Source organism: Janthinobacterium sp. FW305-128, from assembly GCF_020858135.1.
In the GTDB taxonomy this organism is placed as follows: Bacteria; Pseudomonadota; Gammaproteobacteria; order Burkholderiales; family Burkholderiaceae_D; genus Janthinobacterium.
Genome location: NZ_JACYMK010000003.1, coordinates 111,186 through 131,755 on the forward strand (window position 1 = coordinate 111,186; position 20,570 = coordinate 131,755).

The 20,570-nt window shown below is 63.6% G+C and carries 19 protein-coding genes; 7 read left to right on the top strand and 12 right to left on the bottom strand.

Translation table 11 applies throughout. The features are described 5' to 3' along the window. The first annotated feature begins 29 nt into the window (after nucleotides 1-29). On the top strand, nucleotides 30-1,877 hold the full coding sequence (locus IGS60_RS08020; protein ID WP_306798468.1) for a glycoside hydrolase family 2 protein: 1,848 nt from the start codon (nucleotides 30-32) through the stop codon (nucleotides 1,875-1,877). Between the two features lie 54 nt (nucleotides 1,878-1,931). After that, complete coding sequence (locus tag IGS60_RS08025; protein ID WP_230503626.1) at nucleotides 1,932-5,750, top strand: NAD(P)-binding protein; 3,819 nt, start codon at nucleotides 1,932-1,934, stop codon at nucleotides 5,748-5,750. A gap of 286 nt (nucleotides 5,751-6,036) precedes the next feature. Here IGS60_RS08025 and IGS60_RS08030 read toward each other — a convergent pair whose 3' ends face one another. Continuing rightward, the gene (locus IGS60_RS08030) at nucleotides 6,037-6,540 is read right to left on the bottom strand and encodes a hypothetical protein (RefSeq protein ID WP_230503628.1); all 504 of its coding nucleotides are present in this window, start codon (nucleotides 6,538-6,540) and stop codon (nucleotides 6,037-6,039) included. A 264-nt stretch (nucleotides 6,541-6,804) separates the two neighbouring features. On the opposite strand from IGS60_RS08030, the gene IGS60_RS08035 reads away from it, so the two are divergent. Then, complete coding sequence (locus IGS60_RS08035; protein ID WP_070218140.1) at nucleotides 6,805-7,104, top strand: hypothetical protein; 300 nt, start codon at nucleotides 6,805-6,807, stop codon at nucleotides 7,102-7,104. On the opposite strand, the gene IGS60_RS08040 is transcribed toward IGS60_RS08035, so the two are convergent. From IGS60_RS08040 to IGS60_RS08060, 5 genes are all read right to left on the bottom strand, one after another. Further along, nucleotides 7,105-7,518, bottom strand: coding sequence for a VanZ family protein (locus tag IGS60_RS08040; protein ID WP_070288585.1), 414 nt, complete (start codon nucleotides 7,516-7,518; stop codon nucleotides 7,105-7,107). 542 nt (nucleotides 7,519-8,060) lie between these two features. Continuing rightward, entirely contained in the window at nucleotides 8,061-8,825 is a 765-nt protein-coding gene (locus tag IGS60_RS08045; RefSeq protein WP_230503630.1) for an SDR family NAD(P)-dependent oxidoreductase, read from the bottom strand. 87 nt (nucleotides 8,826-8,912) lie between these two features. Next, a complete protein-coding gene (locus IGS60_RS08050; RefSeq protein ID WP_230503632.1) occupies nucleotides 8,913-9,434 on the bottom strand; it encodes a TPM domain-containing protein in 522 nt (173 codons plus the stop codon). Further along, a complete protein-coding gene (locus IGS60_RS08055) occupies nucleotides 9,434-10,267 on the bottom strand; it encodes a YgcG family protein (RefSeq protein WP_230503635.1) in 834 nt (277 codons plus the stop codon). Before IGS60_RS08055 ends, IGS60_RS08050 begins: the two co-directional genes overlap by 1 nt. 1 nt (nucleotide 10,268) lies before the next feature. Beyond that, nucleotides 10,269-10,883 carry a LemA family protein gene (locus IGS60_RS08060; RefSeq protein WP_230503637.1) on the bottom strand — a complete coding sequence of 205 codons (615 nt, stop codon included), beginning with the start codon at nucleotides 10,881-10,883 and terminating at the stop codon, nucleotides 10,269-10,271. A gap of 157 nt (nucleotides 10,884-11,040) precedes the next feature. On the opposite strand from IGS60_RS08060, the gene pyrF reads away from it, so the two are divergent. Next, nucleotides 11,041-11,865 (top strand): orotidine-5'-phosphate decarboxylase, encoded by an 825-nt coding sequence (pyrF, locus tag IGS60_RS08065; RefSeq protein ID WP_230503639.1) that lies wholly within the window; start codon nucleotides 11,041-11,043, stop codon nucleotides 11,863-11,865. A gap of 226 nt (nucleotides 11,866-12,091) precedes the next feature. Here pyrF and sbcB read toward each other — a convergent pair whose 3' ends face one another. Next, nucleotides 12,092-13,540 (bottom strand): exodeoxyribonuclease I, encoded by a 1,449-nt coding sequence (gene sbcB / locus IGS60_RS08070; RefSeq protein ID WP_230503641.1) that lies wholly within the window; start codon nucleotides 13,538-13,540, stop codon nucleotides 12,092-12,094. Between the two features lie 158 nt (nucleotides 13,541-13,698). On the opposite strand from sbcB, the gene IGS60_RS08075 reads away from it, so the two are divergent. After that, nucleotides 13,699-14,328: a DUF5610 domain-containing protein gene (locus tag IGS60_RS08075; protein ID WP_227742112.1), complete on the top strand. Its 630-nt coding sequence runs from the start codon at nucleotides 13,699-13,701 to the stop codon at nucleotides 14,326-14,328. Nucleotide 14,329: 1 nt separating this feature from the next. Here the strand turns inward: IGS60_RS08075 and IGS60_RS08080 are convergent, their stop codons facing one another. The 5 genes from IGS60_RS08080 to IGS60_RS08100 form a co-directional block, all read right to left on the bottom strand. Further along, entirely contained in the window at nucleotides 14,330-15,295 is a 966-nt protein-coding gene (locus tag IGS60_RS08080) for a GGDEF domain-containing protein (RefSeq protein ID WP_070221379.1), read from the bottom strand. A 261-nt stretch (nucleotides 15,296-15,556) separates the two neighbouring features. Continuing rightward, complete coding sequence (locus IGS60_RS08085; RefSeq protein ID WP_070221366.1) at nucleotides 15,557-15,934, bottom strand: HPF/RaiA family ribosome-associated protein; 378 nt, start codon at nucleotides 15,932-15,934, stop codon at nucleotides 15,557-15,559. Between the two features lie 201 nt (nucleotides 15,935-16,135). Continuing rightward, a complete protein-coding gene (locus IGS60_RS08090) occupies nucleotides 16,136-16,801 on the bottom strand; it encodes a DUF1345 domain-containing protein (RefSeq protein WP_070221367.1) in 666 nt (221 codons plus the stop codon). Between the two features lie 38 nt (nucleotides 16,802-16,839). Continuing rightward, nucleotides 16,840-18,111: an MFS transporter gene (locus IGS60_RS08095; RefSeq protein WP_070221368.1), complete on the bottom strand. Its 1,272-nt coding sequence runs from the start codon at nucleotides 18,109-18,111 to the stop codon at nucleotides 16,840-16,842. A 78-nt stretch (nucleotides 18,112-18,189) separates the two neighbouring features. Beyond that, nucleotides 18,190-19,215 carry a CDP-6-deoxy-delta-3,4-glucoseen reductase gene (locus IGS60_RS08100; RefSeq protein ID WP_230503643.1) on the bottom strand — a complete coding sequence of 342 codons (1,026 nt, stop codon included), beginning with the start codon at nucleotides 19,213-19,215 and terminating at the stop codon, nucleotides 18,190-18,192. Nucleotides 19,216-19,227: 12 nt separating this feature from the next. Between IGS60_RS08100 and IGS60_RS08105 the strand changes: the two genes are divergently transcribed. Then, entirely contained in the window at nucleotides 19,228-20,145 is a 918-nt protein-coding gene (locus IGS60_RS08105) for an SDR family oxidoreductase (RefSeq protein WP_230503645.1), read from the top strand. 83 nt (nucleotides 20,146-20,228) lie between these two features. Further along, nucleotides 20,229-20,489 (top strand): hypothetical protein, encoded by a 261-nt coding sequence (locus tag IGS60_RS08110; protein ID WP_070221371.1) that lies wholly within the window; start codon nucleotides 20,229-20,231, stop codon nucleotides 20,487-20,489. Nucleotides 20,490-20,570: the final 81 nt, after the last annotated feature.

Genomic DNA, 20,570 nt, shown 5'->3' on the forward strand with positions numbered 1-20,570 from the left:
CCCATACGGCGGAACTTGCCCCATGCCGCATGCATCCAATTGGCATGCTCGATGACCATCTCTCCCCACCCCATACGAATGACGGCCTGGCCGGTACTGCCCTGCCTGGCGCGGGCGGCTTTGCCTATCCCCGCCCGCAGATGGTGCGCGAGAACTGGCAATCGCTGAACGGCGCCTGGCGTTTTACCTTCGACAATGAACGGCGCTACCGCCTGCCCGACGGCGGCATCGGCTGGACGCACGAGATCATCGTGCCGTTTCCGCCGGAATCGCAGGCCAGCGGCGTGGGCGACCGCGGTTTTCACCGCGTATGCTGGTATCAGCGCGACTTCCTGCTGCAGCCGGGCGGACCCTGCGTGCTGCTGCATTTCGGCGCCGTCGACTACCATGCCAAGGTCTGGCTGAACGGTCACGTGGTGGCCGAGCATGAGGGAGGCCACACGCCGTTTGTCGCCAACATCAGCCACGCCCTGCTGGCCGACGGGCCGCAGGTGCTGACGGTGCGCGTCGAGGACGATCCGCACGACCTGGCCAAGCCGCGCGGCAAGCAGGACTGGCAACTGCTGCCCCATTCCATCTGGTATCCGCGCACCACGGGCATCTGGCAAAGCGTGTGGATTGAGCGTGTGGCCACCACCTACATCGGCAAGCTGCGCTGGACGCCCGTGTTCGAGGGCTATGAAATCGGCTGCGACGTGTTCGCCATGGGCGAGCTGCACGACGATCTCATCGTGGGCGTGCGCATCTGGCATGGCGACAATCTGCTGGCCGACGACCAGTACAAGCTGATCGAAAACGAAGCGAGCCGCAAGATCGCCCTGTCCGATCCCGGCATCGACGATTCGCGCAACGAACTGCTGTGGAGCCCGGAGCGGCCCATCCTGCTCGATGCCGAAGTCACGCTGCGGCATGGCGACGCCTTGCTCGACACGGTCAGGTCGTACACGGCGCTGCGCTCGGTGGCGATCAACCGCGACCGCTTCATGCTCAATGGCCGGCCGTATCCGCTGCGCCTGGTGCTGGACCAGGGTTACTGGCCCGACACCCTGCTGGCGGCGCCTTCCGATGCGGCCTTGCGGCACGACGTGGAACTGGCCAAGGCCATGGGTTTCAACGGCGTGCGCAAGCACCAGAAGATCGAGGACCCGCGCTACCTGTATTGGGCCGACCGCCTGGGCTTGCTGGTGTGGGAAGAAATGCCGTCCACTTACCGTTTTTCCGGCAAGGCCATCACGCGCATGGTGCGCGAATGGACGGACGTGATCGAACGCGACTACAGCCACCCGTGCATTCTCGTCTGGGTGCCGTTCAACGAATCGTGGGGCGTGCCCAACCTGACGGCCATCCAGGCCCACCGCAACGCCGTCGAGGCGCTGTACCACCTGACGCGCACGCTCGATCCCACGCGGCCCGTGATCGGCAACGACGGCTGGGAAGCGTCGGCCACCGACATCCTCGGCATCCACGATTACGACTGCGATCCGGAACGCCTGCAGGCGCGCTATGCGATCAGCGATTCGGCCCGCACCACCTTGTTCGACCAGCGCCGCCCGGGCGGGCGCATCCTCACGCTCGACGGTTTTCCGCACCGGGGCCAGCCCATCGTCCTCACGGAATTTGGCGGCATCGCCTTTGACCGGGAGCAGGGGGAAACCGATACCTGGGGCTATGCGCGCGTGGGGAACGAGGCGGCCTTCCTCGACCTGTACCGGCGCCTGATGACGGTCGTCAATACGGCGCAAATGTTCAGCGGCTTTTGCTACACGCAGTTCGCCGACACGTTCCAGGAAACCAATGGCCTGCTGACGGCGGACCGAACGCCGAAGGCCGCGCTGGAACTGCTCAGCGCGGCCACCCGCAATATCCGGCTCAATTGAACGCAAGCCGGGCCTGACAAGTTTCATCTGGTCCCTACATTAACAGGAGCAGGCATGGCCGATACCGATGGCGCGGCAGCGCCGTTTTTGACTTACTGGCAGGCGGGCTACGAGGGCGCCGACCACGTCACGCACGGCGGCCAGGCGCTGGACATGAACCGCGCCACGGGTCACCTGGACAGGGTGCGCGAAGACTACCTGCTGCTGCGCCAGTTCGGTATCCGCAGCGTGCGCGAAAGCATAGGCTGGCGCCTGGCCGAACGCGACGGCCGTTTCGATTTTTCCTGCATCGAGGAGCGCGCCGCCGTGGCGCGGGAACTGGGGCTGCAGGTCAACTGGACCTTCTGCCACTACGGCTGGCCGCCCGACGTCGACCTGTTCTCGCCGGACTTCGTGCCGCGCTTTGCCCGCTACTGCAGGGCGGCGGCGCAGTTTCTCGCGCCCTATGCGGGCAGCAAGCCCGTGTATTCGCCCGTCAACGAAATCTCGTTTACCAGCTGGGGTTTGTCGGTGCACATGTTCCAGTGCCTGAACATGCAGCGGCCGGACGCGGGTCATGAAGGCAAGCGGCAGCTGGTGCGCGCCACCGTGGCCGGCTGCGACGCCATCCGCGCCGTCAGCCCGCATGCGCGTTTCCTGCAATGCGATCCCCTGATCCACGTGATCGCGCCGCCGGGACGGCCGGACTGGGTCGACCAGGCGGCCGCCTGGCGCGCTTCGCAGTTCGAGGCCTGGGACATGCTGTGCGGCCGCCGGGCGCCGGAATTGGGCGGCGCGCCGCGCTACCTGGACTTGATCGGCCTGAACTACTACCACAGCAACCAGTGGGAAAGCGGCAGCAACCTGCGCCTGTGGTGGCACCTGGGCGAGCCGCGCCGCATGCCCCTGTACCAGCTATTGCTGGAAGTGGGGCGGCGCTATGGGCGGCCGCTGCTGCTGGCGGAAACGAGCCACGTGGGCAGCGGGCGCGGCGCCTGGATACGCGACGTGGCCGCCGAGGCGGCGCTGGCCGTCCAGCACGGCGCGGATCTGCGCGGCATCTGCATCTATCCCGTCATCGACCGCCCCGACTGGGACGATGCCAGCCACTGGCACCGCAGCGGCTTGTGGGATGTCCGCCTGGAAGAGGCGGGAGGGGAGCGGCTGCGGCGCATCCTTTCGCCGCCTTACGCGGCGGCACTACGGCAGGCCCAGCGCCTGACCGCACACCTTTGTTCAACGTTTGCCCCGGCGGGGCAGAAAGGAACTGACATGCGAACCATTATCGTCTTTTCACACCTGCGCTGGAATTTCGTGTATCAGCGGCCGCAACAGCTGCTGTCGCGGCTGGCGCAGTTCTACCGCGTGGTCTTCATCGAGGAACCGGTCTGGCACGACGGGCCGGGTACGCTGGAGCTGTCGACCCCGGCGCCGAACGTGACCGTGTGCCAGCCCCGCACGGCCGTGCGGGCGCCCGGTTTTCACGACGACCAGCTGGCCGTGCTGCAACCGCTGCTGGCCCAGATCACGCCCGCCGACGACCCCATCGTCTGGTTCTATACGCCGATGGCGCTGCCGCTGCTGCCGGCCCTGCACGCGGGCCTGGTGGTGTATGACTGCATGGATGAACTGGCCGCATTCAAAAATGCTCCGCGACAATTACTGCAGCGCGAAACGGCCCTGCTGGCGCGCGCCGAACTGGTGTTCGCGGGCGGCCCCAGCCTGTTCGAGGCGAAACGTACGCGCCATGCGAACGTCCATTGCTTCGCCAGCAGCGTCGATACCGTGCACTTCGAACAGGCGCTGGACCGCCACAACGGCCATCCCGCGCAAGCGGAGATCGGACGTCCCAGGCTGGGCTATTACGGCGTGATCGACGAGCGTTTCGAGCCTGCCCTGGTGGCGGCGCTGGCCGATGCCCATCCCGACTGGCAAATCGTGCTCGTCGGCCCCATCCTCAAGATCGACCCGGCCAGCCTGCCGCAGCGGCAAAATATCCATTACCTGGGCCAGCAGCCGTACCAGGCGCTGCCGCACTTCCTGGCCGGCTGGGACGTGTGCCTGCTGCCCTTCGCCCGGAACGAGGCGACCCGCTTCATCAGTCCTACCAAGGTGCTGGAATACATGGCGGCGCAGTTGCCCATCGTTAGCACCTCGATCACCGACGTGGCCGTGCCGTATGGCGGCATCGTGGCCATCGCCGACACGCCCGATGCCTTTGTTGCCGCCTGCGAGGCGGCGCTGGCCGCGACGCCGGAGCAGCGTGCTGCCATGGCCGCCGGCATGCGCGCCATCGTCGAGGCCACCTCCTGGGATGCCACGGTGGAACAGATGCGCCACTTGCTCGACACGACGCCGCCGGCGCAGGGGGCCCGCCAGGCGGTGCCCGCCGTCAGCACGGCACAGGCTGCCGCACCGGGCGCCGGCGTCAACCTCCTGCATCCGCCCGGTGCGCCGCAAGCCGTGGCCTGCGCCATCATCGGTGCGGGTCCGACGGGCTTGAGCGCCGCCTATCACCTGGGCGCCGATACCTTGTTGCTGGACAAAAATGCTGCGGTGGGCGGCTGGTGCCGCTCCATCGTCGACCGCGGTTTCACTTTCGACCATGCGGGCCACATCATGTTTTCCAACGATGACTATGTGCTCGACATGTACCGCACCTTGCTGGGCACCAACCTGCACTGGCAAAACCGCGAAGCCTGGGTGTACAGCAAGCAGGTCTACACGCGCTATCCTTTCCAGGGCGCGCTGTACGGCTTGCCGCCGGCCGTCATCAAGGAATGCATCATGGGAGCCATCGAGGCGCGCTACGGCAAGGCGCCTGCCGTGTCGGGCCATGCGGCGGCGGGGGCCTGCGCCGTGGAAGACTGCTGCGCCGACGGCGGCACGGGGCTGGAACAGGCGCACGATGCCGTGGCGGCACCGCCCCAGGCGGGGCTCAATTTCGAGCAGTTCATCCATCAGGTATGGGGCAGCGGCATCGCCCGCCATTTCGCCATTCCCTACAACAAGAAATTATGGACTGTACCGCTGGCCGAGATGGAAACGTCGTGGCTGGGCGGGCGGGTACCGTTGCCGAACCTGGAAGACATCATCGAGGGCGCGCTCGAACCGGTGGCCAGGCCGATGGGCCCGAATGCCCGCTTCGGCTATCCCTTGCGCGGTGGTTTCCAGGCATTGATGTCGGGCTTCCTGCCGCATCTGCAAGGCCAGCTGGAGCTCAACGCCGAGGTGGTGCAGATACTGCCGCGCCAGCATGTAATCGTGCTGGCCGACGGCCGCCGCTTCCGCTACCAGCACTTGCTGAGCACCATGCCCTTGCCGGAACTGGTGCGCCTGAGCGGCGAGCAGGCGCCGCAGCAGGTACGGGCGGCGGCGCACGCCTTGCGGCATATTTCCGTGCGCTGCGTCAACCTGGGCGTGGCACGTGAAAACATCAGCGAGAAACACTGGATTTACTACCCGGAAGAGACGATATTCCACCGCATTTTCCTGCAAGGTAACGCCAGCCCCCACTGCAATGCGCCGGGCGGCTTTGGCTTGACGTGCGAGATCAGTTATTCGCCCTGGAAACCGTTGCCGCTGGATGGGCAAGCCCTGATCGACCGTTGCATGGCCGATTGCATCGCCGTGGGCTTGCTGCGCGACGACGACCGGCTGCTGGCTGCCAACCAGGTGGACATGCCCTACGCCTATGTCGTGTACGACCACGCGCGGGCCGCCAATGTGGCGCTGGTGAAGGCCTGGCTGGCCACGCAGGATATCGTGCTGGCGGGACGCTACAGCGAATGGGAATACTACAATTCCGACCATGCCTTCCTGGCCGGGAAAAAAGCGGCGGAACAGATCGCCGGGCTGGCGGCCAGCCGGCGCAAGGTGAGCATGGTGGAATAGGCGCTTGCGCCGGGGGAGCCTGGAACGGCGCTCCCGGCGCAGGATGGATAGGCAAACAGGGAAAAGGCGCAAATGGGGAAAGGCAGGGAAAGGCGTAGACAAGAAAAGGCAACAGGCAATAGGCAACACGCAACAGGCAACAGGTAAGGCAGATGAAATACAACAGGCAAGGCGAATGAAATATCTGCCTTGCCTGTCTCAGCACGCTGGTGGCGCGGTGTCGCGCTGGCGTTCAGCGTCCGGAACGCCAGCCCCGGACGCTATCGCGTATGGCGACGCGGTATGCCTAGTAGCGCTGCAGCAAGCCGTTGACCACCTTGACGTGATCGCCGATCTGGTAGCTGGGCTGGGAGTTTTGCATGAGGGTTTGTGTGCTGCCGTCGTCCAGGCGCAGGGTGACCCGGTACTGCGTATTGCCCGAGGTGCTGCCCGCTGTGCCGGAACTGCCGGATTGCATGTCGCCGCTGCGCTGATCCATTCCGCGCGGCACTGGCTCGATCGACTGTACCGTGGCAGAGGCGATGCGGACACCCGTCTGGCTGCCGTCCATGTTCATGGCGTTATTGGCCGTGGAGGTGCGCGTGTCGGCGCTGCCGGTGCCGGCATTGCTCATCGTGCTGCTGGTGCTGGTCCCGGTTCCTGTCGATGTGCTGCCCGTCCCGGCCGTATTGCTGTAGCTTTCACCGCTGCGGCCATTCGTACTGCTCATGCCGGTGTTGTTCGGATTCGAATTGCAGGCGGCCAGCGTACACAGCAGGCCGGCCAGCGCCATGGTTTTTTTTGCTCTCATCTTGTTCTCCTCTTGGTCTGACAAAGTGGTAACCCGGTTTTCAGGGTGTGGCGGAGGTCAGCGTCAATGGCGCATGCCAGGCATGGCCGTAACTACTGCTAGTAAGAGAGCAGGGAAGGAAAGATGTTCGATCCTTGTTATTTCACATTGAGATACATCAAGCGCTTCAATTGTCGAGCTTGGTATAAAAGACATTCTTGTACGAATGTGCACAGCGTCAGCGCTGTCCCGCTGTCCTTCCCGCTGCTTATCTCAGGAGAATAAATGGCTTCCGATTCCACTAGCGTCAAGCTGATCAATGAGTTGGTGATTGCGGTGTATGGTGCGCCGGGCACGGCGAACGATATGCGCGCCCGCCATGCGCTGACCCAGGCCCTGCATGCCTTGACGAGGTTGTCACGGTCGGAGCAGTTGATGGAAATGCGGCGCGATGCGGCGCGCGCGGCGGGAGCGCACGGCCGGCGCGAGATGCACGCGGCCTTGCGCCGCATCGCCGGCCGGGCCGCGGCCGGGCAAGGCCAGTTGCCCCTGGCGCTGAGCGCCGGCGATGGCGCGGCGCCCTGATCAGCCGCGCGCCTTCTTCAGCGCGGCGGCGGCCATGCCGGGCCAGAGGAAGTACAGCGGCAACACCACGGCCGTGGCGGCCGTGATATCGACCACCCAGTCGCTGACGGCGCCATGGCGGTAAGGCAGGAAACTCTGGATGAATTCGTCCAGCGCGCCCATGGCTGCCACCATCAGCACCGACAGCAGCGCCCGGCGGGCCATGCCGCCGGCCGTGCCGCTGAACAGGATCAGGGCCAGCACGCCATAGCCGAACGAGTGCAGCACGCCGCCCGATGCATATTGGCCCACGTCCGCGCGCACGCCGGGGATGTCGCCGATCAAAATCACCAGCACATACAACAGCAGGGCCGTGCGGTAGCGCAGGCGTTCGTAGCGGTCGGCAAAACAAAGTTCGGACAAGGCTGCAGGCATGATGCGTCAGGATGGGTGGAAAGGCAGTCACAATATCATGGGCGTGGCGGGGCACCGTGTTTTTGCGCAAGAGCTTGCCGGACAGGAAAAAAAAAGGCCCGCGGGGGCGCGGGCCAAAAACCCAAATGAAAGGGTCAAGAGTTGAGAGTTGCTCGGTACTTACCCTGTCGCGCGCCTTGCCGGCGCCCGCCACGGTCATGAAAGGGGAGTGGTGTGCCATGGCGGCACACCTGTCTGTAGTCAGGCATATCGGTTGCCTGTACAGCAGATGAAGCAAGTATAGGGGGCGAAAATGACGGGCTGATGACACGCCGCAACATTTTTTTGCGGCAGACAGAATGAACGGGTAGATTGTGAGAAATGGCAAGAATGGCCATGTTGCAGCAGCGATGGCAAAAAAAAAGCCCGCTGGTGAAAGCGGGCTTAAAACTATTTTCTTGGAGGAGAATAGTGGAGACAGGTGCATTATGCTGCGTCGCACGATATGTGTCTAATGATCTTTTTAGATATGCATTATTCTTTTTTGATATAACTCGCCTGTTTCACTCTTTCACGGCCACCGTGTAGTTGAGCGCCATGCGTCCGCCATCGACATAGATGGTCTGGCCCGTCATGTAGGTAGCGTCATCGCTGGCCAGGAAGGCGGCGATGCCGGCCACTTCTTCCGGCTCGCCGCAGCGGCCCAGCGGCGTGCGCGACAAAATCGTGTGGCGCGCTTGCGGGCTCGACAGCACCGCCTGCTTGGCCAGTTCCGTCAGGATGGTGCCTGGCCCGATGCCGTTCACGCGCACGCCGTGCGGCGCCAGGTTCAGGGCCATGACCTTGGTCAGCTGGTTGATGGCGCCTTTCGACACCACATACGGCACCTGGTTCGGGATCGCCAGCTCCGCATTCACGCTGGACATATTGATGATGCAGCCGCTGTTGCGCTTGACCATCTCGCGCGCCACGGCCTGGCCGCACAGGAACATCGATTTCAGGTTGATGCGCATGACGCGGTCGAAATCGTCTTCGCACACGTCGAGGAAGTCGGCCGCGTGCGTGACGCCCGCATTGTTGACGAGGATATCGATGTGGCCGAACTGCGCCAAGGTTTCCTTCAGCATGGCGTCCACGTCCGCCTTCTGGCTGACGTCGGCGCAAAAGAAGCGTGCCTGCGGGCCGAGGGCGACCGCCGCCTGCGCGCCATCTTCCTTGATGTCGACCAGCATCACTTGCGCCCCTTCGGCGATCAGGCGGGTGGCGCAAGCCAGGCCGATGCCTTGCGTGGCGCCCGTGACGATGGCGGTTTTATTGACTAATTTCATGTGTGCTCCTCGGCGGGGTATGGGGGCCGCGCTGCCAGGAACACCAGCCCGCGCGGCAATGGGCAGATTTTAATCCCTGGGCAGGAATCAGAGGAGGATGGGTTCGTTCGGCAACTGGTTGCCGCGCGTCCCATTGGCGGGGAAGTGGCTTTGCAGCAAGGTATTCAGCTGCTGCAAGGCATCGAGCGTGCTGTCGTGGTAATTGCCATCCTTGAACCCTTTGGTCATGGTGCGGCACACGGCTTGCCACTGCTCCGGCGTCACGCGCCGGCCCACGTTGCGGTCGGCCACGATATCGACCTGGTGTTCGGCCAGGTTGATATAGATCAGCACGCCAACGTTGTCTTCCGTATCCCACACGCCATATTGGGCGAACAGTTCGCGCGCCCGTTCGCGGTTGCTCACGCCGTGATAGGCCATGCCCGGCGTCAGGGCCGCTTCGACGATCAGGCGCACTTCCGCCCGGTGCATCGTTTCACCGTCGGCAATCGCCGTTTCGATGGCTTTCAGGGTGCGCTCAGGAAAGGCCTGGCGCGCCGTCGCCGGCGTGCCCCGTAAATGTTTCAGGGCCCGTCCGCAGCGTTGTCCGAATGTCAGTTGTTTCGTCATTACCAATCTCCCGAGGCGCCGCCGCCGTCAAAACCGCCGCCGCCGCCACCGAAACCACCGCCGCCACCGCCACCGCCAAAACCACCGCCACCGCCGCCGAAGCCGCCACCGCGGTTGTTCAGCGCCTGGTTCAAGATGCTGCCCAGCACGACGCCCGTGGCGCCGCTGGACCAGTTGCTGCCGCGCTGCAGCCGGTTCGGCCCGCCACGCGAGCGGAACACGGTCACGAGCACAAGAAAGCCGAAGAACAGCAGCGGCAGCCAGAAGGTCAGGCCGGCCGCTTCCACGGTCGCCGGGGCCTGTTTTTGCGCCGGTGCGGGGAATTGCTCCTGGTTCAGCAGGGTAGCGATGGCGCCAATGCCGGCCACCAGGCCGCCGTAATAGTCGTTTTGCTTGAAATGGGGGGCGATCACGTCTTGCAGGATGCGTTTCGATTGCGCATCGGTCAGCACGCCCTGCACGCCACGGCCCGCTTCGATGCGCAAACGGCGCAAGGACGATGGGTTGTCCTTCGCCACCATCAGCAGCACGCCGTCATCGACGCCCTTGCGGCCCAGCTTCCAGGCATCCGTCACGCGGATGCTGTATTGCTCGATGGCTTCCGGTTCCGTGCTCTTGACCAGCAGCACGGCGATCTGGCTGCCCGTCTTGGCTTCGTAGTCGGCCAGCACGCCTTCCAGCGCCGCTTTCTGCTTGTCATCGAGCATGCCGGCGTTGTCCGTCACGCGCGCCGCCAGCGGCGGCACGGGCTGCAAGCCCTGCGCGCTGGCGGGCAAGGCTGTCCACAGCAGCAGCGCCGTCGCCAGCGCCGCCAGATAAGACCAGGCTTTCATCTTATTTGCCGAAGTTGACGGTCGGCGCGGTCGAAATGGCTTTTTCGTTTTCCACCGTGAACGAAGGCTTGACCTTGTAGCCGAAGATCATCGCCGTCAGGTTGTTCGGGAAGCTGCGCGCATGCACGTTGTAATCTTGCACGGCGGCGATGTAACGCTGGCGTGCCACGGTGATGCGGTTTTCCGTGCCTTCCAGCTGCGACTGCAAGTCGCGGAAGCTGGTGTCGGCCTTCAAATCCGGGTATTTCTCGGACACCACCATCAGGCGCGACAGGGCCGACGACAGCTGTCCCTGCACCTGCTGGAATTTCTCGAACGCGGCCGGGTCGTTCAGCACTTCGGCCGTGATCTGGAAACTGGTGGCGGCGGCGCGCGCTTTGGTCACCGCTTCCAGCGTTTCGCGCTCGTGCGTGGCATAGCCCTTGACGGTGTTGACCAGGTTGGGGATCAGGTCGGCGCGGCGCTGGTACTGGTTGACTACTTCGCCCCAGGCGGCCTTGGTGGCTTCGTCCTTGCTCTGGAATTCGTTGTAGCCGCAGCCCGTCAGGATGCCGGCCAGGACGGTGACGCTCAGGGCCAGGCGCAGCCATTTGGTGAATTGATTGGTGATTTGCATGATGGGTTCCGTGCAGAGTAAAGGAGGTGGGGCAAATATACCTGAAACGGCCCGCCATGTCGGTTTAATAAGCGCCGGCCGCCGCCTCAGCCTGCCTTCCCTGGCCTGCGCCGCGTTACAATACGGGGTTTGCAACTGAATATAGAGAAGGTGTGCCGTGAATTTCATCAATAAATTATCCGCCGCATGGACGGCCAATAATTCCCTGCTGTGCGTGGGACTGGACCCGGACCTGGCGAAACTGCCGGCCGAGCTGCGCGACTTGCCTGATGGAATCACCACCTTTTGCACGCGCATCATCGATGCCACGGCCGACCTGGCCTGCGCCTTCAAGCCGCAGATCGCCTATTTTGCCGCGCTGGGCGCGGAAAAGCAGCTGGAAGACATCTGCCGCTACGTGCGCGAGAACTATCCGCACATCCCCCTGATCCTCGACGCGAAACGGGGCGACATCGGCGCCACGGCCACGCAATACGCGCGCGAAGCGTTCGAGCGCTACGGCGCCGACGCCGTCACCGTGAACCCCTACATGGGCGAGGATTCGCTCGATCCCTACCTGGCGTGGAAAGACCGCGGCGTGATCATCCTGTGCCGCACCTCGAACCCGGGCGGCTCGGACCTGCAATTCCTCGACACGGACGGCGAACCGCTGTACCAGCGCGTGGCGCGCCTGGTGGCCGAGAAATGGAACAAGAACGGCCAGTGCGCGCTCGTCGTCGGCGCCACCTTCCCTGAAGAACTGGCGCAAGTGCGCGCCATCGTGGGCGACATGCCGCTGCTGGTGCCCGGCATCGGTGCCCAGGGCGGCGACATCGCCGCCACCGTCGGCGCTGGCCAGACGGCGAACGGCATGGGCATGATGATCAGCTCCTCGCGCGCCATCATCTACGCCACGCCGCAGGACGGCGAAGACTGGGCCGAGGCGGCGCGCCGCGTGGCGATCGAAACGCGCGATGCGATCAATCAACACCGCGCAGCGTAGGTCGGATTAGCGGCGACGCCGCGTAATCCGACACCACCACGCTCGGGCCAACTATGTTGTCGGATTACGCTCTACGAGCTAATCCGACCTACGGCCGTATTGGTGGTTCAATGAGTAGGTCGGATTAGCGGCGTAGCCGCGTAATCCGACAATATCGGTAACGTCAACAATGTTGTCGGATTAGCGGGGCCTTGCCCCGCTAATCCGACCTACCCGGCCTGGTCCTTCAGTCGCGCATGGGCGCCACCATCTCCGCGTAATCGTACAGCTCGCCCAGAATTTCTTCTCCCCGCTCATCGACCGATTCCGACAGCACGTCGATTTCCGTAAACAGCATCTCGATGGTGCGGGCGCCGCCGTCGCCGTCGAATAATCGGGCGGCGCGGTGCTGTTCCCAGCGCAGGCTTTCCGCCTCGCTCAGGGTTTGCGGGAAATTGCGGGCACGGTAGCGGAACAGCAATTCCTGCAGGCGCTCGTCGGCAAACGAGGGGCGGGCCGTGGCCAGCTTGGCCGGCGTTTCGCGACGCAAGGATTCGAGCAGGCGGCGGTCGTCGTTGCTGACGAAACCGTTGTACAAATCTTCATCCACGTCCAGCGCGGCAGCCGCACCCGGGCGCTGGAACACTTCGGCCCAGATGGCGTCCATGTTCGGCGCCGCGGCGGCCAGCTGGGCGTTGATCTTCGCCGCATCCACGTCGATGCCCCATTGCGCGGCCATGGCCGGCGACAAGGTCTTTAAATTGCCCACCAGCATGGGCGACTTGTTCAGGTGCACGCTTTTCACGGGCAGGCGCGTCATCCCTTCGGGCATGGCTTCCTTGCGCGTGAACAAACGCGTGCGGATGGTGTCGGCGTCCAGTTCGAACAGTTCGCGCGGGTCGTAGGCGCAATCCCAGACGAGGATCTCGTTCTTGTTGCTCGGGTGCGTGGCCAGCGGCCAGACGACGCCCAGGCAACCGCGTTCGGCCGGGAACATGCCCGACACGTGCAGGAAAGGCTGGCGCTCGCCGGCGGCCAGGTGCATGCCCATTTCGCTGGCGACCCGGTCCTTCTTGTGCAGGGCCAGGCAGAATTCGAACAGTTTCGGCTGCTTTTCGCGGATCAATCGTGCCAGGGCGATGGTGGCGCGCACGTCGGACAGCGCATCATGTGCCGCTTCGTGGGCCAGGCCATTGGCCTTGCTCAAGTGTTCCAGTTTGAAACTGGTCTGGCCATCGTCGCGCTTCGGCCATTGAATACCTTCCGGGCGCAGCGCGTGCGTCATGCGCACCACGTCGAGGATGTCCCAGCGGCCGCAATGGTTCTTCCATTCGCGCGCATACGGGTCGATCAGGTTGCGCCAGAACAGAAAACGCGTGACTTCATCGTCGAAACGGATGGTGTTGTAGCCCACGCCGATCGTGCCCGGTTCCGAAAAGGCCGCTTCGATGGTGGCGGCGAACTGGTGTTCGGGCACGCCCAGCTGCAGACATTGCTGCGGCGTGATGCCCGTGATCAGGCACGATTGCGGATCGGGCAGGAAATCATTCGCAGGCTGGCAATACAACATGATCGGTTCGCCGATCTCGTTGAGTTCGGCATCCGTGCGGATCGCGGCGAACTGGGCCGGGCGGTCGCGGCGCGGCTGGGCGCCAAAGGTTTCGTAGTCGTGCCAAAGAAAGGTCTGGTTAGTCATTGATGGTCGTAACTTAATGTTGCTGAATGGGTTATCCGGGCCGCTAAAAACAAGCCGCCGCTTCAGTTTTCTGAAAACCTGCCGATACTACACGAGAGGATGGTCATCATCGCGTTTCCCGCATGGTGGCATACATTGTCCGTTCAAGGAGGTCTATCGTGTCAATTCCCATCGCCGCAGGCGGCAATTCCACCCCTTCCGTGACTTCCGTCAGTCCGGGCGTTGCCGGCAAGGACGATAAAGTCCAGCAAAAGGACGGCGTCAACGCTGAAATGAGCGTGAATGACCGCAGCAAGCTGCAATTGAACGCGTCCATCATGCAGGCGTCGTTGAACGTGTCCATCGGTTCCGAGAACGAACCGCTGGCGCTGCTGTACAAGACGGCCATCACCAACATCAATGAAGCGCTGAAAGGCCAGTACGGCGACGATGCGATCCAGAACGCGGCGTCGCAGGACAACAGCGCCGAAGCGACGGCGAGCCGCATCGTCTCGCTGTCGACGGGGTTTTTTGACGCGTTCAAGAAACAGAATCCCGGCATGGACGACGATACGGCCCTGACCAAGTTCATGGACACCATCAGCGGCGGCATGGAAAAAGGCTTCAAGGAAGCGCGCGACATCCTGGGCGGCTTGAAAGTGCTGAACGGCGATATCGCCGGCAATATCGACAAGACGTATGAGCTGGTGCAGAAGGGCTACGCGGATTTCATCGCTGCGCACAGCAGCAAGAAGGATGATGCGGCCAAGCCGGATGCTGCCAAGCCGGCCGACAGCAAGGCTGCCTGAGCTACAGCATGACCCGGTTGCGGCCGCCGGCCTTCGCGCGATACAAAGCCGCGTCGGCCGCCGCGATCAGCGCTTCGTCGTCCTGCTCGGCCGCCAGGCTGGCCACGCCGAAGGAACCCGTGATGTGCGGCAGCGCGCTGCGCATATCGGCGAAGATGACGGCTTGCTGCATGCGTTCGCACAAGCGTTCGGCGACCCGCAAGGCCACGTGTTTGCTGGTATCGGGCAAGATCACCATCATTTCCTCGCCACCATAGCGCACGGCAAAATCCGTGGGCCGCAGGGCCGCGCCCAGCACTTGTGCGGCAATGCGCAGCGCCTGGTCGCCCGCCTGATGGCCGTGCGTGTCGTTGAAACGCTTGAAATGGTCGAGGTCTATCATCACCAGCGACATCGGCGAGCCGCTGGCGTGGGCCGTGACTATCATGGTCGGCAATAAATCGGTGAGCCAGGCGCGGTTGTACAAGCCCGTCAGGCTGTCGACCATCGACATCTGGCGGTAGAACTCGCCCAGCTTCTGCCGGCGGCGCAGCAGGGCGTTGGCGGCGCGGATGCGGAAAGACAGCAGCCGCAGCAGGTTGCGCGCCAGGCCGTTCGATTGTTCGATCAATTCCCAGACGACGGCCGCGTCGATCACCAGCAAGTCAGTTTCTTCCAGGGCGGAAATGGCGGCCAGGTTGCTCGCTTCATCGAGCACCGATTGTTCGCCCACGCTTTCGCCGGGCAAGACCTTGCTGACGGTGCCGTCATCCATGCCCGTGTGGATGTCGGCGGCCACGGCCAGCGAACCGCGCAGGACGATATACAGGCTGGTGCCCTGTGTGTCGGCAATGGCTTCGCCCGCTTCGAGGCGCATGACGGGGCAGGGCGCCAGCATGGCGGCCGTCTGGCTATCCGCCCCATCGCGAAATAGCTGTAAATCGCCGATGTTGCAGCCCGAAGCGCCGAAGTTGCCGATCTGTTCCACAATCACACTTTCAAAAAGCCGGCGCGCGCGAGCAGGGGGCCGGTAGCTTCATGATAGCGTAAAGCGGCCTTGGCTGTAACGACAAAGGCTTGCTTGGTGTCACTTTCTGTGGGAAATACGACAATTATTTCATTGCCGTGTTAATAAGTTGAAATGCTTGCTGTTCTACTATGGATGTTGTCGCGCAGGAAGGTGGCTCCAGATGTGCAAAGGCAGCCTTGAACGGCTGCCTCAGTCTCTGGAAATCCTGCAGGAGGGGAGTTACTCGGCGGTTTCTTCCGCTTCGGCCGTATCGATCACGGCATTCTTGCCGGTGGCGTGGCGCTTGCTGTCTTGCAGGCGGCCCAGGGCGCTATCGATGGCGCGTTTCAGTTTGTCGGTGGCGCCGGCAACGGATTGATGCACGGTGGCGTTTTGTTCGGTCACGGCAATCGGTTGATAGCCAGCAACGCGTGCTTCCATGACGCAGCGGATATCGTCGGCGCCGCCTTTCGGGCCATTCGTGTCGCTGATATGGACTTCGATGCGGGTCAGGTTGTCGCGGAAGCGGCTCAGTGCGCTTTCAAGTACGGATTGCACATGTTCGTTCAGTCCAGCGGTGTTGGCGATGGTGCTGTCGGTATGAATATTGATTTGCATATGCTTACTCCTGTCAATTCAAAAAAAACCCATCTCAGGCGTGCTGCGGCCTGGTTGCTGCCTCATGCACATGACGTCTGTGCATGGAACTTATCTTACTCCTCTTTCCAGTATTTCAAGAGGGTGCGCACGATTAAGATGAGCTTAACCCTACACCCAGGTCAAGTTTCCTCACGGAATTTTTTCAAGCCGGCGCCAGCTTTATCCATTGATGAGGCCGGCCGCGATATTGATCGACAGCCCCAGCACGACCAGGTTGAAGAAAAAGCTCAGCACGGATTGCCCCAGCACGATCTGCCGCATCAGCCGCGTCTGTACGGAAACGTCCGACGTTTGCACGGCCACGGCGATGGTGAAGGCGAAATACAGAAAATCCCAGTAATCGGGGTTTTGCTCGTCGTCGGGAAACTTCAGGGGGCGTACTGCGGGGTCGGCCTGGTAATACAGGTGGGCATAGTGGAAGCAGAACAGGGTGCCGACGAGGAACCAGGAACCGACCAGTGTCAGGATCGTCAAGCCGTAATGCAGCGCGCGCTCGTCGGGCGCCATGTCTTTCATCGAAGACAGTTGCGAGACGATGGCCACCAGGCTCATCACGGATGCGACGGACAGGGCCGACAGGACCGTGGTGGCCCGCTCATCCTGGCGCGCCGCCATCACCTTGACCTTGTGATGGTTGGCGCGCATCATCATCCAGGCCATCGTTGCCAGGTAGAACCAGACGGCGACATTCCACGCCGTCAGCAAACGCGTCATCTGTTGCCAGGAAGAGGGCAACAGCAGGCCGACCGCCACGCCGATGGCCGTGGCCATGCTCAGGTGGGGGCGGCTGCGGATGAAGCCGTGCAAGGGAAGCGTGATTTTCATGGTGCAAGTTCGTCAGTGGCAATAGCGCATCTTAGCCTTTAGTTTGCGGTCGCGGTGGGCGTCCTGGCGGCCGCTTCCTTTTCGTGGTGGGGGAAGCGGTCCATGCGCGACAGCACGGGGAACAGCACGGCCCACACGCCCGTCACGGCCAGTGTGGCGGCGCCCCCGAAGAGCACGGCGCGCACCAGGCCGAACCAGCCGGCCGTCAAGCCCGATTCGAATTCGCCCAGCTCGTTCGAGGCGCCGATGAAGACGGCGTTGACGGCGCTGACACGGCCGCGAATCTCGTCCGGCGTCTCGAACTGCACCAGCAGGTGGCGGATGTAGACGCTGACCATGTCGCCGGCGCCCATCAGGAACAGCGCCGCCAGGGCCAGCGGGAAATAGCTGGTGCTGCCCAGCACCAGGGTGCCCAGGCCGAAGACGGCCACACCGCCGAACATCCAGGCGCCCACCCGGCGCGTGATGGGAAAGAGGGCCAGTGCGATCGAGCACAGGGCGGCGCCGGCGCCGGGCGCCGTGCGCAGCAGGCCCAGTCCGCTGGGGCCGATATGCAGCACGTCGTGCGCGAGCGCCGGCAGCAGGGCCGTGGCGCCGCCGAACAGCACGGCGAACAGGTCGAGCGAAATGGCGCCCAGCACGATGGGTTTCGACCAGACGAAGCGCAAGCCTTCGAGCAAGGTATGCCAGCTGACGGGTTCGCGCTTGACCACTTGCGGCGCCGGCGTGGTGGCGCGCATCAGCAGCACGGACAGCACCAGCAAGGCCGACGAGATCAGATACACGACCTTGGGGCCGAAGTAATACAGCAGGCCGCCCAAGGTCGGTCCCAGGATGATGGCCACGTGCGAGCTCGACGAACTGAGCGCGAGGGCGCGGCTGAAGTGTTGCGTGGGCACCATGTTGACCAGCACGGCTTGCGTGGCCGGCATCATGAAGGCGCGCGCGCTGCCGAACAGCACCAGCACGGCGAACACGGGCCAGACGATGGAAATATTGCTTAACGTAAACGCCAGCAGGGCCAGCGCGCAGGCGAGCTGCGCCGTCAGGCACCAGGCGATGATGTTGCGGCGGTTGTAGCGGTCGGCCACGTGGCCGGCCGGTAAAATCAAGACGAGGAAGGGGGCGAACTGCGCCAGGCCGATCAGGCCCAGGTCGAACAGGCTGCCCGTGATCTGGTACACCTGCCAGCCGATGGCCACGCTTTGCATCTGCACGGCCACCGTGCCCAGCACGCGGGCGGACAGGTAACAGGCGAAATTGCGGTGACGCAGGATACTGAAGCCGTTGCCGGCGGAAGCGAGAGACATGACATTTCCAGGAAACAGCGGGGTGGGGCGGGTGACGGCAGCGGATGCCGCGCCAGCAGCACCCCGCTGTCTGGATGCTTACTTGGCCAGGTCGGCTTCCGTCGTGAAAGCGTCGGCGTAGAACTCGTCGGCTGGCAGCCGGCACAATTGCACGAAATCGCGGTTGGCCGATTCGACGACGATGGGCGCGCCGCAGGCATACACCTGATACGCGGACATGTCGGGCAAGTCGGCGATGACGGCCTGGTGCACGAAGCCCGTGCGGCCGCGCCATTCGTCTTCCGGCAAGGCTTCCGACACGACGGGCACATAGGTGAACTGCGGCAAGTCGGCGGCCCACTGGCGGCACAGCGCATCCATGTACAGGTCGTGCGGACGGCGGCCGCCCCAGTACAGGGTGATCGGGCGCGGGGATTGCTCGCTGATCATGTGCTCGACGATGGCTTTCAGCGGGGCAAAGCCCGTGCCCGAGGCCAGCAGCACGACGGGTTTGTCGGAATCTTCGCGCAGGAAGAAGGTGCCCATCGGGCCTTCAAAGCGCAGGATGTCGCGCTCTTTCATCGTGCCGAACACCTGGTCGGTGAACAGGCCGCCCGGCATGTGGCGGATGTGCAGGCTCACGGGGCCGCCTTCGACGGGCGCGCTTGCCATGCTGTAGCTGCGGCGCTTGTTGTCGCGCAGCATGATTTCGATATACTGTCCGGCGCGGTAGTTGAGGCGCTCGCTGGCCGGCAACTGCAGGGTCAACACGACGACGTCGGGGGCGACCTTCTCGATGGTGGTCACGCGCGACGGCATTTTCTTGATCGGGTAGTCGCTGCTGCCCGCCACTTCGCGCGCCTGCACCACCAAATCGCCTTGGGGCACGGCGCAGCACAGCAGCGAATAGCCGGCCGCCGCTTCTTCTTCCGTCAGGGAGCGGGTCTGGTATGGCTTATGCTGTACATTGCCTGACACGATCTTGCCCTTGCATGAGCTGCAGGCGCCGCTCTTGCAGCTGTACGGCAGGCCGACGCCGGCGCGTATCGCCGCCGACAGGACGGTTTCGTCCGTTTCACAGCTGAATTGGTGGCCGCTGGGCTGAACAGTAATTTGAAAAGTCATACAATCCTTGAGATGAAAAATATGTTAAAGCACTCTTTGCGCAAGCCCTCAGGCTTGCCGCGCCTGCTGATCCTCGGTTGCGGCGATGTCGGCATGCGGCTGCTGCCCCTGCTGCGCGCGCGCTTTCGCGTCTTTGCCGTCACCAGCCAGCCGGCCCGCTGCGCGCAGCTGCGCGCGGCCGGCGCCGTGCCCATCGTGGCCAATCTCGACGACCGCGCCAGCTTGAAACGGCTGGCGGGACTGGCGACGATGATCGTGCACCTGGCGCCGCCCCTGTCGTCGGGCTTGCTGGACCGGCGCACGCGCAATCTGGCCGCCATTTTACCCGAGCATGCCCGCATGGTGTATGTGAGTACCAGCGGCGTGTATGGCGATTGCGGCGGCGCCTGGGTCGATGAAACGCGGCCTGTGGTGCCCGCCAATGCGCGCGCGAAGCGGCGCGTCGACGCCGAACAGGTCTTGCGTGGCTGGGGCGCGCGCCGTGGCGCCACGGTGGCCATCCTGCGCGTGCCGGGCATCTATGCGGAAGACCGCCTGCCTTTGAAACGCTTGCGCGAAGGCACGCCGGCCCTGGCCGCGGATGACGACGTGTACACCAACCATATCCATGCCGATGACCTGGCGCGCATCATCGAACGGGCCTTGTGGCGCGGCAAGTCGGGACGCGTGTATCACGCCAGCGATGACAGCGAACTCAAAATGGCCGAGTATTTCGATGCCGTGGCCGATACGTTTGGGCTGCCGCGTCCGCCGCGCCTGCCCCGTGCCGAGCTGCGGCAAGTGGTCACGCCGATGCTGCTGTCGTTCATGTCCGAATCGCGCCGCCTGCACAATACGCGCATCAAGCGCGAGCTGGGCGTGCGCCTGCGCTACGCGCGCGTGGCCGATGCCTTGCAGGCGCTGGCAGCCGGCGCGGGCCGCATCGGGTAAAATGGCCGGTTATCTGCGCACTTTGCTGGGCCGGCGCGCAGCGCGCCGTTCCCGCGTTGCGCCACTCACTTAAGGAAGACAGCATGAGCACCCTCACTTACGAAGCATACCTGGACGAGGTCACCACCGTCCTGACGGAATTGTACGACCTCGACGACGATGCCGCCATCAAGCTGGTCGTGGCGGCGCAGGACGCCGAATTTTTTGTCCCGCACGATGCGCATGAGGAAATGCGTACCGTGGAGCAAGCCAAGAAAGATGCGGTCGCCCTGTTCGAGCGCAAGCAGAACCGTCAGCAAACGCAGGAAAAACAACAACAGCGCGTGCGCCAGCAAAAGAAATAAGAATGGTGTGCTGTGCCTCTGGCCGTCAGGTTGCGGGGCAGCACGGGCTGCGGCGCAACGCCGGGACCGTGCCATTTGATG